Raw genomic sequence first — 14,254 nt, 5'->3', positions numbered from 1 at the left:
CCTGTGGGGTGGTGTCGTAGGGAGAGTGTGCGCCGGGGGGCGTTGCAGGGGCGTTGCGTGCGGGACGGGAATTGCGGCACCATTCTTAAGCCGCAATAAACTTGACATGACTGCACTCAAGTTTCAGAATGGGGGCAACGTTGAGCACCCCATTCCCCCACCCCACGGAGGCCCCACTTGAACCCTGAACGCTTCACCGAGGCCAGCCTGCAGGCCCTCCAGGCCGCGCAGGGGCTCGCGCAGCAGAGCGGGCACCAGAACCTCACCCCCGCGCACCTGCTGCGTGCGCTCACCGACAACGACACCGCCGCGCGCGCCCTGACCCTGGCCGGCGGCGACCTGACACAGATTCGCGCCGCGCTGGACGCCGAACTCGCCAAGCTCCCGCGCGTGCAGGGCGGCGAGGGGCAGCTGTACCTCGACCCCGCGCTGGCCCGCGCCTTTCAGAAGGCCGACACCCTGGCCGGGCAGCTCGGCGACTCGTTCGTGGCTGCCGACGCCCTCCTGCTCGCCCTGCGCGGCGAGTACCGGGGCAGGGGCCTGCCCACCGAACCCGACCTGAACCGCGCCGTGACCGAGCAGCGCAAAGGAAAGACTGTGACGACCAAGACCAGTGAGCAGCAGTTCGACGCCCTCGCCAAGTACGGCACCGACCTCACCCAGCGCGCCCGCGACGGCAAGTTCGACCCCGTCATCGGCCGCGACGAGGAGATCCGCCGCGCCATGCAGATCCTCCTGCGCCGCACGAAGAACAACCCCGTGCTGATCGGCGAACCCGGCGTGGGCAAGACCGCCATCGCCGAGGGGCTCGCCATCCGCATCGTGAAGGGCGACGTGCCCGACGGCCTGAAGAACAAGCGCATCGTCAGCCTGGAGATGGGCAGCCTGCTGGCCGGCGCGAAGTTCCGCGGGGAGTTCGAGGAACGCCTCAAGGGCGTCATCGACGAGGTGATCGGCTCTGCGGGCGAGGTCATCCTGTTCGTGGACGAGATCCACACCATCGTCGGCGCGGGTAAGACCGAGGGCAGCCCCGACGCGGGCAACATGCTCAAGCCCGCCCTGGCACGCGGCGAACTGCACCTGATCGGCGCCACGACCCTCAGCGAGTACCGCGAGATCGAGAAGGACCCCGCCCTGGAACGCCGTTTCCAGCCGGTGTTCGTGGACGAACCCAGCGTGGAGGACACCATCTCGATCCTGCGCGGCATCAAGGAGCGCTATCAGGTGCACCACAACGTGGAGATCACCGACCCGGCGCTCGTGGCGGCCGCGCAGCTCTCTCACCGCTACATCACGGACCGGCAGCTGCCGGACAAGGCCATCGACCTGATCGACGAGTCCGCCGCCCGGCTGCGCATGGCGCTGGAGTCGAGCCCCGAGCGCATCGACCAGCTCGAACGCCGCAAGCTCCAGCTGGAAATCGAGCGGGAAGCCCTGAAGCGCGAGAAGGATCAGGACAGCCAGAACCGCCTGCTGGACATCGAGGGCGCCCTGAAGGGCATCACCGACGAGCTGGCCGACGTCCGCGCCCGCTGGGAGGGTGAGCGGCACGAGGTCGCGGCGCTGCGCGAGAAGCGCGAGTCGCTCGATCAGGTGCGCACCGACATCGAGAAGGCCAAGCGCGACTACGACCTGCAACGCGCCGCCGAACTGGAGTACGGCCGCCTGCCGCAGCTGGAAAAGGAAGTCACCGAGCTGGAGCAGAAACTCAAGGGCGCCGAGTTCGCGCACACCCAGGTGACCGAGGAGGACATCGCGTCCGTCGTGAGCCGCTGGACCGGGATTCCCGTGAACAAGCTCATGGAGGGCGAACGCGAGAAGCTCCTGAAGCTGGAAGAGCAGCTGCACGGCCGCGTGATCGGGCAGGACCGCGCCATCGTGAGCGTCGCGGACGCCATCCGCCGCAGCCGCGCCGGGCTGAGCGACCCGAACCGCCCGCTGGGCAGCTTCATGTTCCTCGGGCCGACCGGCGTCGGGAAGACCGAGCTGGCCAAGGCGCTGGCGGAATTCCTGTTCGACAGCCAGGACGCCATGGTCCGCATCGACATGAGCGAGTACATGGAGAAGCACACCGTCGCCCGCCTGATCGGCGCGCCTCCCGGCTACGTGGGCTTCGAGGAGGGCGGCCAGCTGACCGAGGCCGTGCGCCGCCGTCCCTACGCCGTGCTGCTGTTCGACGAGATCGAGAAAGCCCACCCGGACGTGTTCAACGTGCTGCTGCAGGTGCTCGACGACGGCCGCCTGACCGACGGGCAGGGCCGCACCGTGGACTTCCGCAACACCCTGATCATCCTGACGAGCAACATCGGCTCCCCGCTGATCCTGGAGATGCAGCACCGCGGTGAGGACGCTGTAGAGATCCGCGACGCCGTGATGGGCGAGTTGCAGGGCCACTTCCGCCCCGAGTTCCTGAACCGCGTGGACGACATCATCGTGTTCGACGCGCTGACCGCCGCCGACCTGCACCGCATCGTGGACATCCAGATGCGCGGCCTGATCCGCCGCCTCGCCGAGCGCCGCGTGAGCCTGCATCTGAGCAGCGCCGCGAAGGACCGTCTGGCGCAGATCGGGTACGACCCGGCCTTCGGGGCGCGCCCCCTCAAGCGCGCCATCAGCCGCGAGATCGAGACGCCACTGGCCCGCGAGATCCTCCAGGGGAACGTGCCCGACAGCAGCAGCCTGACCGTGGATTACGACGGCACGAACTTCACGTTCCAGACCGGCGCGCTGAACTGAACACACCACTCTGGAGGGGCCGGGTCTGCGTGACCCGGCCCCTCTTCCCTGTCGTGACGGTCAGCGCCGAGGGATCTGCCGGGTGATGGTCAGCCCCAGGCCGAGCAGGGCCGCGCACAGGGCGACGAGGAGCGGCCAGCCTCCGGCGGCCCAGGCGAGTCCGCCGAGGACACCCACGACGCTGCTTCCGGCGTAGTAGGCGAGCAGGTACAGGGCGCTGGCGTGGCCCTTGTCGCGCCGGGCGAGGTGACCGACGCTGCTGCTGGCGACCGAGTGCGTGACGAAGAAGCCCACGGTGATCAGCGTGACACCCAGGATGATCACGGGCAGGGGACTCAGGAGGGTCAGGGCGAGGCCCGCGCCGCTGAGCAGCAGGCCGGCCCGCAGCAGGGGGAGGCGGCCCTGACGGTCGGCCATGCGGCCACCCCAGCTCGACGCGGCGGAGCCGAGCAGGTACGTCAGGAAGATCAGGCTGATCGCGGCGGCACTCAGGGCGTAGGGCGGGGCGTGCAGGCGGAAGCCGAGGTAGTTGAACGCGGCGACCATGACGCCCAGGTTCAGGAATCCCAGCGTGAACAGCGCGCCCAGGCCCGGGGTGCGCAGGTGCGCGGCCCAGCGGCGCAGGTGCTCGCGGGCGGGCGCGGCGGGGCGCGGCTGGAAGCCCCGCGAGGCGGGAAGCAGCAGGGCGAATCCGGCGGCGCTGAGCAGGCCCAGCCCACCCATGACGAGCAGCGCCGCGTGCCAGGAGGTGACGCCCGCCAGCAGGCCGATGCAGACGCGGCCCATCATCCCGCCGAACGCGGTGCCGCCCACGTACTGCCCCATGGCCACGCCGAGGTCCCGGGGGTGGATCTCCTCGGCGACGTAGGCCATGGCGACGGCGGGCACGCCGCCCAGCGCGAGGCCCTCCAGCGCGCGGCACAGCAGCAGCAGGTTCCAGGTGGGGGCGAGTGCCGCTAGGCCGTTCAGCAGCGCGGCGGCCAGCAGCGAGGTCAGCATGACGCGGCGGCGGCTGAAGGAGTCCGCGACGGCGCTCATGATCAGGATGGACACGGCGAGGCACCCGGTCGTCAGGGACAGGCTCAGGGCGCTCTGGGCGGGTGTCACGTGGAAATCGCGGGTGAAGGCGGTCAGCAGCGGCTGCGCGCAGTAGATCAGTGAGAAGGCGCTGAACCCCGTGAGGAACAGCGCCGCGCCGATCCGGCGGTACTCGGGTGTGCCGCGCCGCACCTGCGCGCCCGTCGGGGTCGGGGCTGGGTGGGCGGGGCTCAGGACGGTCATGCCACCGACTGTAGGCCGCTTCCCGTCAGACTTCTAATACGCGCGGCGGGGCGTCGCCATATGCTGCGCGTATGGAACTGCGGCAGCTGCGCTACTTCCTGACCGTCGCGGAGGAGGGGAACGTCACGCGGGCCGCCGCTCGGCTGGGCATGGCGCAGCCCCCCCTGAGCGCACAGATCCGCGCGCTGGAACGCGACCTGGGCGCGACCCTGTTTCACCGGACGCCGCGCGGCGTGGAGCTGACCGAGGCGGGCCACGCCTTCCGGGCCGCGGTGGCGGACATTCCCGCGCAGCTCGACCGCGCCGCCGTCGAGACCGGGCGGGCCGCGCGGGGCGAGACGGGCGCGCTGCGCGTGGGTTTCACGGGCGCGGCGGGGATCGATCCGGCGGTGCAGGACGTGATCCGCGCGTTCCGGCGCGCGTACCCGCAGGTGAGCCTGACCCTGACGGAGAAGAACACCGAGGCGCTGGTGGCGGACCTGCGCGCGCACGTGCTGGACGCGGCGTTCGTGCGGGCCACCCCGGACTACGCGCAGGAGTTCCGCGTGACCGAGGTGGCCTGGAGTGAGCTGGTCGCGGTGCTGCCCGAGGATCACCCGGCGGCGACCGCCGACCCCATTGCGTTGGCGGCGTTGCGGAACGATCCGTTCATCCTCACGCCGCGCGCGGTGGGCCCGGCGCTGCACGACGCGGTGCTGGCGGCCTGCCGCGCGGCGGGCTTCGAGGCGCGGCCCGGGCAGACCGCCCCGCAGATGATGTCGGTGGTCAGTCTGGTCGCGGCGGGCCTGGGGGTGTCGCTGGTGCCTGCCGCGATGCGGCACCTGCACCTGCGTGGCTGCGTGTACCGCGACCTGCTGGGCGGGGGGCCGCACGTGACGCTGTCCCTGGCGTCGCAGCGGCTGGAGCGGTCGGTGATCGTCCGGAACTTCCTGGCCCTGGCCGCGCCGCCCGCCTCCCCCGGAACAGCCGAATGACAGGGGTGCGCTGCGGAGCGCCGCTGGGCCGGCGGGGCCTCTCCGGGCAGCGCGGAAATGCTCTAGAGTGACCCGGCCTGAAGGAGGCCCCCCGCTGTGCCCGTCACCCGCCTGGAAATCTGCACCGAACACCTGAGTATCGACCAACGCGAAGACCTGCTCGACGCCGTCTGGGCCGCCCTGCGTATCAGTCCCGGCATGGTCACGGCCGACGGCAACGTGGAACTGAGCCTCTCGCAGTGCGGCCCTGCCGTCGCCCCGGAGGACGCGCCGCTCGTGCGGATGGGCGACGTAGAGTACCGCAACGTCACCCCGCAGCGCCTCGTGACCCTGATGAAACGCTGGAGCCGCTGAGGCACCCGCCCGCCAGGGGCCGCGCCGGGGCAGCGTCCAGGCGCGGTCCCGCCCTCATGCTGCACTGACCTACCGCTCGGCCGGGTGCAGCCCCTGCGCGTCCCGCAGACGCAGCAGCGCCGCCTCCAGGGTGCTGTCGCGGCCCGCCGTCGTCAGCAGGTCGAGGTCGGTGGGGGCCGTGACGTCAGGGGTGATCCGTTCGGGCAGCGGCGCGCCGTCCGGCCCGAAGGCCCGCAGGATCGTGACCGACACCACCCCCCCGTCCGGGAGGGGCATGAAGTTCACCCCGCTGTTCTGCACGCCCTTGGTCGCCTCGCCCACCGCGAGTGCCCCGGCGCGCTGCGCGTAGAACGTGAAGACCTCCGCGCAGGACGCGGTGTTCGGCCCGACCAGCAGCGCCGTCGGCCCGGCCCACAGCGGCGGGGGCGGCGGCCCCGGCGGGCGGCGCGGGGTGTTCATGAGGACCAGCTGACCGTCCGCGCCCCGGTACACGCTGCCGCCCCCGCGCGACTGCATGCGGTACTCGACGGGCGTGAACACACTGGCCGCCGCCACGCACTGCGCGAGGCTTCCGCCGCCGTTGAAGCGCAGGTCCACGACCAGCGCCTGCGCGCCGCCCGCGCGGGCCTCCTGCACCCGCTTGACGAACAGCGCCGCCGCGTCGGCCGGGAGGAACGTCGGGTAGCGGATCAGCGCCGTGCGGTTCTGCGGGCCCACCCAGGACAGCGTGGGTTCGTCCCGGGCCTGCAACTCGGCGCTGCCCAGCGTGAGGGCCAGCTCCGGACTGCCCGCGCGGCGCACCGTCACCTGGATGGGCTGCGCGGCGCGTTCCAGCCGCACGAATTCCTTCGGCCCGACCGGGGCGTCCTCACCGCCGCGTTTTCCGGCCGCCTCGCCCTGCACGGTGGTGATCAGGTCGAATTCGCGCAGGCCCGCCCCCTCGGCCGGACTACCGGGCGTCACCCCGGCGACGAGCAGGCCGCCCTCGACCCGCACGACCCGGGCCCCGGTGCGGGGCACCGCCAGGTTCAGCTGCTGCTCGCGCAGGCGCTCGGCGCCCTCGGCGTCACGGACGTTCGTGTGGGCGTCCCCGAAGGCCTTGAACAGGTCACCCAGCACCGCGCGGCCGGTGTCGAAGGAGCAGCTGTCGCCCTGCGGCGCACAGCGCTGCGTCAGGGCATCGGCATACTGGCGGGTCAGGCCGTTCAGGTCGCCGGTCGCCCAGCCGAAGTAGTTGCGCTGCACCTGCCGGGTCGCCGCGTCGAACAGGTCGGTGGCGGGACTGCCGTGCGCGGCCGGGGAGAGGAGCAGGGCCACGCCCAGGCCCAGCAGGCGAACGCGGACATTGTGAGGCACGCCTGAAGCTACGGCAAAGGACGGGCAAGGTTCGGGGTGCCGGTCACCATCCCCCTTCATGAAGCGGGGGCCGCCCACCCCTGCGGCGCGTTACAGGCGCGCGCTGGCCTTCATCCCGGTCAGGTCCAGCGTGTCGCCGAAGACACTCTGCCCGTCACCGAAGCGCATCCCGAAGAACCCGTGCCCGGCCTTCGCGGCCGCGTCCAGCGCCGGGCCGCCCAGCGTGAACGGCGCGCCCTGCCCGGCGGTCAGGGTCAGCTGCCCGATCGCCTGCACCGACTCGCCTGCCGCCTCGCACACCACCATGCCCGGCGCGGTGGGCGTCGCCGCGTACCTCGTGCAGGTCGCGGGCAGCGTCGTCAGGTCGGTCCGCACGTACATGTCCACCGCGCGCAGCGTGCCCAGTCCGCCCGTACGGTACGTGGCGACCCCGCGCACCGTGATCTGCTGCAGCGCCGCCGGGACGCTGCTGCCCGCCAGACTGTCCCGTTGCAGGTACACGACCTTCCCGCTCAGCGCGCCGCTGGACGGCAGGTCGAGGCGGGCATCCTTCACGTCCACGCTGGGCGTGGGAATCAGGCCGCACCCGGCGATCAGGGTGCAGGACAGCAGGGCGAGCAGCGGACGGGCAGCGCGGGGCATCACGCCGGGCAGTATGGCCCGCGCGGCCACGCCGGGGGGTGAGGGAACGGGCCGGGCGGCGGTCATGCGCTGGCGGGCCTCTGGTACCCTGCCCTGATGAAGAAGTCTCCCACCGTGACCCTGCAACCCCAGGCGGTGCGCCGCATCGCGGGCCGCTATCCCTTCGGCCACAGCGGCGATATCGCCCGCGCCGACGACGGTATCCAGCCCGGCGAGGTCGTGAACGTCAAGGGCCCGGACTCCAGCAAGGTGATCGCGCGCGGCTACTTCAACCCGCAGGGAGGGACCCCCCTGCGCCTGCTGACCTGGAATGACGAGGACATCGACCTGAAGTTCTACCGCGCCCGCGTGAAGGCCGCCCTGGCCCGCCGCGCCGGACGCATCGTGAACACCGACGCCATGCGCGTCCTGCACGCCGAGGCGGACGGGTTGCCCGGCGTGATCGCCGACCAGTTCGCCGGGACGCTGGGCGTGCAGCTGCGCAACGCGGGTGTCGAGCGGCACCGCGACCTGATCGTCAGGGCCCTGCGCGAGGAGACCGGCGCCACCAGTGCCTACGAGCGCAGCGATACCGGCGAGCGCCGCAAGGAGGGCCTGGACCTCGTGACCGGCACCCTCTGGGGCGACGTGCCGGAGCGCGTGGAGTTCTTCGAGGACGACCTGAAGCTGCACTTCAATCCGATGGACGCGCAGAAGACCGGGTTCTTCCTCGATCAGCGCGACAACCGCCGCCTGATGCGCACGTTCGTGCAGCCCGGCGCGGGCTTCCTCGACGTGTACTCGTACACCGGAGGCTTCAGCCTGCACGCCGCGAAGGCGGGCGCAAAAGCGGTGGCTATCGACAAGGACAGCGTCGCGCTGGGCGCGCTGGAGGGTGCGGCGCGCGGCAACGGCGTGCAGGTCGGCGTGCGCTGGGGCGACGCCATCGAACAGCTCGACGCGCTGGTCAAGGAGAAGCGCACCTTCGGCGCGATCGTCCTCGACCCGCCCACCCTCGCCAAACGGCGCGACGACGTGCCCCGCACCAAACGCATCTTCACCGACGGCGCCGCCCGCGCCCTGCGGATGCTGGAGGGCGGCGGGCACCTGCTGATCAGCACCTGCGCGCACTACATCCGCGTGGACGACCTCCTTGACGCCGCCCGCGTGGCCGCCGCCGAGGCGAACACCGACGCCGAGGTCCTCGACGTGACCTATCAGCCCGCCGATCACCCGCACCTCCTGAGCGTCCCCGAGAGCCTGTACCTCAAGAGCATCCTGCTGCGCAAAGCCTGAAGGAACGGGCAGGGCAGAAGGTGGGCGCGCCTACCCTGATGCGCGGGTGCGGCGGGCAGCATCGGGTATGGCTGCCCGCCGATTCCTGCTCCTGGCTGCCGCGCTGACCGGCGTGGCCCTCGCCCATTACGCCGCGCCGCTGCCCCTGAGTGCCGTCGCGCCTGCGAGGGCGCAGTTCAGCCTGCCCTTTTCAGGGCCGCCGGGTCCGGACACCTGGATGCTGGGGCAGGGCTACGGGAACACGACCGGTGCGTACCGGCAGCGGCGCAGCACGTACGGGAACCTCCAGGGCATCCACGCGGGCCTGGATTTCAGCGCGCCGTGCGGCACGCCCGTGCGGGCCATCGGGGACGGCGTGGTGGCCGAGGTGGACGGCCCGCACGGCAGCCCGCCGCACAACGTGGTCGTGGATCACGCCGGGAACCTGTCCAGCCTGTACGGTCATCTGCGGGTGCGCTCCAGCCTGCGGGTGGGGCAGCGGGTGGCGCGCGGGCAGGTCATCGGGGAGAGCGGCGACTCGCAGGGCACCTGCGTGAGCGCCCCGCACCTGCACCTGGAACTGCGCGACCGCTCGCACCAGCGCTTCTTCAACCCGCTGCCGTTCATCGCGGCGGACTGGAATTCGCTGGCGCTGGCCGGGAGTTTCGGGCGCGGCTATGAGTACGACCTGGAGCGTCCCCGGCGCTGGCAGACGCCGGACTCGCAGCCCGCCGCGCTGCGGGGCGGGGCGCTGCTGAACGAGTACCGCCAGCCCTGGCCGCCCGCCCCAGGAGGAGCGAGGTGAGGCGCGCCGCGCTGGCCCTCGCGGCCCTGCTGTCCGGTGCGGTGGAGGCCGCCACGCTGCCGTCCCGCGTGGTCCTGGGGGGCGAGTGCTGCCCCGGCGTGGTGTGGACGCCGGACTCGCGATCTCTACTGTTTCTGGATGGTCCCCCGGCGCGCGGCTCGACCGGTATCTATCAGGTGGCGGCGACCGGCGGGGCGGTGACGCGGCGCTTCTCCAGCGTGGCGTTCTTCTCCCCAGCCCTGCGGTGGGCGGTGCGGCCCGGCGCGGGCGAGGCGACCACCCTGGAACGCCTCGCGGACGGGCGGCGGTTCACGCTGCCCACCTACGGCGCGGACGTCGTGTGGACCCGCGCCGAGACGCGGCTGGCCTACGCCCGCAGCGACACGAGCGGCAACTACGACCGCCGGGTCACGCGGGTGTTCGTCGCGGACGTATTCGGCGCACCCCGGCTGGTGGCGACCTTACCCGGCGGCAGCATTCACGGCTGGCTGGACGACACCACCCTGCTCCTGAGCGGCAAGGCCACTGCCGCCGCGCGCGACCGCGACCTGTTCACCCTGAACACCCGGACAGGGGCGCGCCGCACCCTCAGGACCGCGCTGGGCTTCCGCTCGGTGACGCTCAGTGCAGACGGGCGGCAGGTCGCTTATACCGTGGCTTTCGACAGTGCCGCCCGCAACGGCCTGTGGGTGCAGGGGACCGCCAGCGGCAGCCCACGCGAACTGAGCGTGTTCGGCTCTTACCGCTGGCGGGACGCCACGCGCCTGCTGCTGATCCCGCTGAGCACGTCGGGGGGCCCGCACACGCTGCGGCAGTACGACGTGACCGCGAACGCCTGGAAGACCCTGGGCGATCTGGGCGATCAGGTGAGACTGGCGGACTGGTCGGTCAGCCCGGATGGCCGCCTGCTGAACTACCTGAGTGCGCGCGACGGGAACGTGCGCGTGCTGACCTTGCCGTAATGAAGGATGAGGCCGAGGGTCATAGCAGAATACCGGGGTGACCTGCTACACTGTCTCGTTTCCGAAGCGCAGGGGCGACCTTACGCACGCAACGTAACTTTCCGGCGGCCCGCCGCACCCATGCCAGGCCGCGCACGAGGAGCCACACCTTGCAGAACAACCTGATCGTGAAGGGCGCGAAGGCCCACAACCTCAAGGACATCACGGTGGAACTCCCCCGCGACCAGTTCGTGGTGATCACCGGCGTGTCCGGCAGCGGCAAGAGCACCCTGGCCTTCGACACCATCTACGCCGAGGGCCAGCGCCGCTACGTCGAGAGCCTCTCCGCGTACGCCCGCCAGTTCCTGGGCCTGATGGAGAAACCCGACGTGGAGAGCATCACGGGCCTCTCCCCGGCCATCTCCATCGACCAGAAGACCACCAGCCACAACCCACGCAGCACAGTGGGCACCGTCACCGAGATCCACGACTACCTCCGCCTGCTGTACGCCCGTGTCGGCACGCCGTACTGCCCGGTGTGCGGCCGCAAGATCGAGAAGCAGAGCCCCAGCGAGATCACCGACCGCCTGCTGGCCGGCTTTCCCGACAAGCGCGCCATCCTGCTGGCCCCGGTCGTGCGCGGCCGCAAGGGCGAGTACCGCAAGCTGTTCGCCGACCTGCGCCGCGAGGGCTTCGCGCGCGTCCGCGTGGACGGCACGCTGTACGAACTGGAAGAAGCCGAGAAGCTGAAGCTGGAAAAGTTCGAGAAGCACGACGTGGACGTCGTCATCGACCGCGTGACCCTGCGCGAGGGCGACCGCAGCCGCATCGCCGAGAGCGTCGAACTGGGCCTGCGCCGCGGCGAGAGCCTGCTGCGCGTCCTGCTGCCGGATGCCGGTGAGGACGGCGGCGCGCACGAGGAACTGTACTCCGAGAAGTTCGCCTGCCCCGAACACGGCAGCGTGCTGGAGGAACTCGAACCCCGCTCGTTCTCCTTCAACTCGCCGTACGGCGCGTGCGGGGACTGCGCGGGCCTGGGCAGCAAGCAGGAGTTCAGCCCCGACCAGATCATCGACGACAAGCTCTCCATCGCCGAGGGTGCCATCCTCCCCTGGAGCAAGAAGGGCACCGGCGGCGGCATCTACTACTGGGACAAACTCCAGGCCCTAGCCGAGCACCTGGACTTCAGCGTGAAGACCCCCTGGCGCGACCTGCCCAAAAAGGCGCAGGACGCCATCCTGCGCGGCCCCGGCGCGCCGTTCGAAGTCGTGTACCGCCGCGCGGGCAAGGAAACCATGCGCTTCATGACCGAGTTCGAGGGCGTCATCCCGAACCTAGAGCGCCGCTACGCCGACACGGAAAGCGACTTCATGCGCGAAAAACTCGAAGAGCTCATGGAACTCCAGCCGTGCCCCACCTGCGGCGGCACCCGTTATAAACCCGAGATCCTCGCAGTGCGCGTGGGGGGCCTGAACATCAGCCAGGCGAGCGGCATGAGCGTCCTGGACGCCGACACCTTCTTCCGTGCCCTGCAGGGCGGGGGGCTGGACCACGCGGGCATCGAGCCGTTCCTGAAAGGTCACCTGGGCGGCACCGCCCGCGCGCATGGCCCGCGCCACTACGAGTACGTGCTGAACGACTTCGGCTCGGCGGTCGCCGCGCCCATCCTGAAGGCCATCCGCACCCGCCTGAAGTTCCTGGTGGACGTGGGCCTGGACTACCTGAGCCTCGACCGCACCGCGAACACCCTCTCGGGCGGGGAGGCGCAGCGCATCCGCCTCGCCACGCAGGTGGGCAGCGGCCTGACCGGCGTGCTGTACGTGCTCGACGAACCCTCGATCGGCCTGCATCCCAAGGACAACCACCGCCTGATCGGTACGCTGAAGCACCTGCGGGACCTGGGCAACACCCTGATCGTCGTCGAGCACGACGAGGACACCATGATGGACGCCGACTACCTCGTGGACATGGGGCCCGGCGCCGGCGTCCACGGCGGGCAGGTCGTGGCCTTCGGCACGCCCGAGCAGGTGAAGAAGGACCGGAACAGCCTGACCGGGAAGTACCTGCGCGGCGAACTGAAGATCGAGGTTCCAAAGAGCCGCCGCCGCGGCAACGGCAGGGACCTGCGGGTCGTCGGCGCGCGCGAACACAACCTCCAGAACGTGTCCATCGACATTCCGCTGGGCACCATGACCGTCGTGACCGGCCCGTCCGGCAGCGGCAAGAGCACCCTGATCCACGACATCCTGCACGCCACCCTGGCGCGCGAACTGAACGGCGCGAAGACCACGCCCGGCCGGTACGACCGGATCGAGGGCATGGAGCACCTCGACAAGGTCATCGAGATCGACCAGAGCCCCATCGGCCGCACGCCGCGCAGCAACCCCGCCACGTACACGGGCGTGTTCACCGAGATCCGCGACCTGTTCACCCGCACGCCCGAGGCGCGGCGGCGCGGCTACCAGGCCGGGCGCTTCTCGTTCAACGTGAAGGGCGGGCGCTGCGAGCACTGCAAGGGCGACGGCGTCATGAAGATCGAGATGAACTTCCTGCCCGACATCTACGTCCCGTGCGAGGTCTGCAAGGGCGCGCGCTACAACCGCGAGACGCTGGAGGTCAAGTACAACGGCAAGACCATCGCCGACGTGCTGGACCTGACCGTTGAGGACGCCCAGAACTTCTTCGAGGCGATTCCCGCCATCGAGCGCAAGATGACGCTGCTGTGCGACGTCGGCCTGGGCTACATGAAGATCGGGCAGCCCAGCACCACCCTCTCCGGCGGGGAGGCGCAGCGCATCAAGCTCGCCACCGAACTCAGCAAGCGGCCCACCGGGAAGACCATCTACATCCTCGACGAACCCACCACGGGCCTGCACTTCGAGGACGTCCGCAAGCTCATGGAGGTCCTGCAACGCCTCGTGGAGGGCGGCAACACCCTGGTGATCATCGAGCACAACCTCGACGTGATGAAGTGCGCCGACCACATCATCGACCTGGGCCCCGAGGGCGGCGTGCGCGGCGGCACCGTGGTCGCCACCGGCACCCCCGAGGAGATGGCCGCGCACCCCACCAGTCACACCGGCGAGTACCTGCGCCGCGTGCCCGGCATCGTGGCCGCCCAACCCAGAACAGCCCAGTCCAGAACGGCTCAGCCGAGCGCCACCGCTGCGCCAGCCGAGGCTGAGACGACCCCGAAGAAGGCCAGACGCGCCCCGAAGAAGGTGGCCGCCGAGGAGCCGGAACTGGTCGGCGCGGCCCCCACCCGCAAGGGGCGTGCTAAGAAAGAAAGCGCATGACCGCGCCCGACTCTGCCCCCGCCCCCCAGCCCACCCCGGCGGCCGCGCCGGCCCGCACCCGCCGGGCCCGCCGCCCGCGCCTGCCGGAGTTCGAACCGCCCCGCATCACGCCGGGGCGCGCCCTGGCGCACCTGCTCGGCGGCCTGATCACCCTGGCCGCGCTCGCGTACTTCCAGTGGACGCCCGGCGAGTGGCCGGTGCGCCTGCTGACCTGGGTGGCGCTGACCATCATCGCGGACGAGTTCGACGGCTGGTACGGCTACGCGGCCCTGGTGCTGGGCGGGCTGGGGTACTTCAGCCCCGTCACGCCGCCCGAGCAGTGGTCGGTCATCCTGCCGCTGGTGGGCGGGGCGCTGGCGGGCGTACTGCTCATCAAGCACTCCGGCGGGCTGTTCGTGCTGCCCTTCGCCGCCGCGCTGTACGCGGGCGTGATCATCGGCATGGGCAAGTTTGCCACCAAACTGGACGGCAGCCTGACCCTCCCCACCACCGAGGAATTCCAGCGCACTGCCCTGATCGCCATGATCATCGGCCTGACGGTCAGCGCCGTGCGGCGCGTCGTGAGCCTGATCCTGCGCGCCCGCGCCCAACGGGACGCCGCCCTGACGACCTGAC

At 71.0% G+C, this 14,254-nt stretch carries 11 protein-coding genes; 8 read left to right on the top strand and 3 right to left on the bottom strand.

Going from position 1 to position 14,254, the window contains the following annotated elements; all coding sequences use genetic code 11:
- Positions 1-177 precede the first annotated feature (177 nt).
- Positions 178-2,736, top strand: a complete 2,559-nt coding sequence (gene clpB, locus AUC44_RS05640) for an ATP-dependent chaperone ClpB (protein ID WP_062157765.1) — start codon at positions 178-180, stop codon at positions 2,734-2,736.
- A gap of 60 nt (positions 2,737-2,796) precedes the next feature.
- Here the strand turns inward: clpB and AUC44_RS05635 are convergent, their stop codons facing one another.
- Positions 2,797-4,017 (bottom strand): MFS transporter, encoded by a 1,221-nt coding sequence (locus tag AUC44_RS05635; RefSeq protein WP_062157764.1) that lies wholly within the window; start codon positions 4,015-4,017, stop codon positions 2,797-2,799.
- A gap of 71 nt (positions 4,018-4,088) precedes the next feature.
- Here AUC44_RS05635 and AUC44_RS05630 point away from each other — a divergent pair, with 71 nt between their 5' ends.
- On the top strand, positions 4,089-4,991 hold the full coding sequence (locus tag AUC44_RS05630; RefSeq protein WP_062157763.1) for a LysR family transcriptional regulator: 903 nt from the start codon (positions 4,089-4,091) through the stop codon (positions 4,989-4,991).
- A gap of 96 nt (positions 4,992-5,087) precedes the next feature.
- Positions 5,088-5,345, top strand: a complete 258-nt coding sequence (locus AUC44_RS05625) for an NAD(P)H-dependent oxidoreductase subunit E (protein ID WP_062157762.1) — start codon at positions 5,088-5,090, stop codon at positions 5,343-5,345.
- Positions 5,346-5,414: 69 nt separating this feature from the next.
- Here AUC44_RS05625 and AUC44_RS05620 read toward each other — a convergent pair whose 3' ends face one another.
- Both AUC44_RS05620 and AUC44_RS05615 read right to left on the bottom strand, forming a co-directional pair.
- Complete coding sequence (locus AUC44_RS05620) at positions 5,415-6,701, bottom strand: S41 family peptidase (protein WP_231724545.1); 1,287 nt, start codon at positions 6,699-6,701, stop codon at positions 5,415-5,417.
- A 90-nt stretch (positions 6,702-6,791) separates the two neighbouring features.
- Positions 6,792-7,346: a hypothetical protein gene (locus tag AUC44_RS05615; RefSeq protein WP_062157761.1), complete on the bottom strand. Its 555-nt coding sequence runs from the start codon at positions 7,344-7,346 to the stop codon at positions 6,792-6,794.
- A gap of 93 nt (positions 7,347-7,439) precedes the next feature.
- On the opposite strand from AUC44_RS05615, the gene AUC44_RS05610 reads away from it, so the two are divergent.
- From AUC44_RS05610 to AUC44_RS05590, 5 genes are all read left to right on the top strand, one after another.
- Positions 7,440-8,618: a class I SAM-dependent rRNA methyltransferase gene (locus AUC44_RS05610; protein WP_062157760.1), complete on the top strand. Its 1,179-nt coding sequence runs from the start codon at positions 7,440-7,442 to the stop codon at positions 8,616-8,618.
- Between the two features lie 67 nt (positions 8,619-8,685).
- Entirely contained in the window at positions 8,686-9,402 is a 717-nt protein-coding gene (locus AUC44_RS05605) for a M23 family metallopeptidase (protein ID WP_062157759.1), read from the top strand.
- Positions 9,399-10,364 carry a TolB family protein gene (locus AUC44_RS05600; protein WP_231724544.1) on the top strand — a complete coding sequence of 322 codons (966 nt, stop codon included), beginning with the start codon at positions 9,399-9,401 and terminating at the stop codon, positions 10,362-10,364. Before AUC44_RS05605 ends, AUC44_RS05600 begins: the two co-directional genes overlap by 4 nt.
- Positions 10,365-10,513: 149 nt before the next feature.
- Positions 10,514-13,639, top strand: a complete 3,126-nt coding sequence (gene uvrA, locus AUC44_RS05595) for an excinuclease ABC subunit UvrA (RefSeq protein WP_062157758.1) — start codon at positions 10,514-10,516, stop codon at positions 13,637-13,639.
- Positions 13,636-14,253, top strand: coding sequence for a hypothetical protein (locus AUC44_RS05590; protein ID WP_062157757.1), 618 nt, complete (start codon positions 13,636-13,638; stop codon positions 14,251-14,253). The genes uvrA and AUC44_RS05590 overlap by 4 nt, the downstream gene beginning before the upstream one ends.
- Position 14,254: the final 1 nt, after the last annotated feature.

The sequence above is a fragment of the Deinococcus actinosclerus genome (assembly GCF_001507665.1).
Taxonomy (GTDB): domain Bacteria; phylum Deinococcota; class Deinococci; order Deinococcales; family Deinococcaceae; genus Deinococcus; species Deinococcus actinosclerus.
The sequence above is the reverse complement of the archived record's forward strand: the minus strand, read 5'-3'. Positions and strand labels throughout refer to the sequence as shown.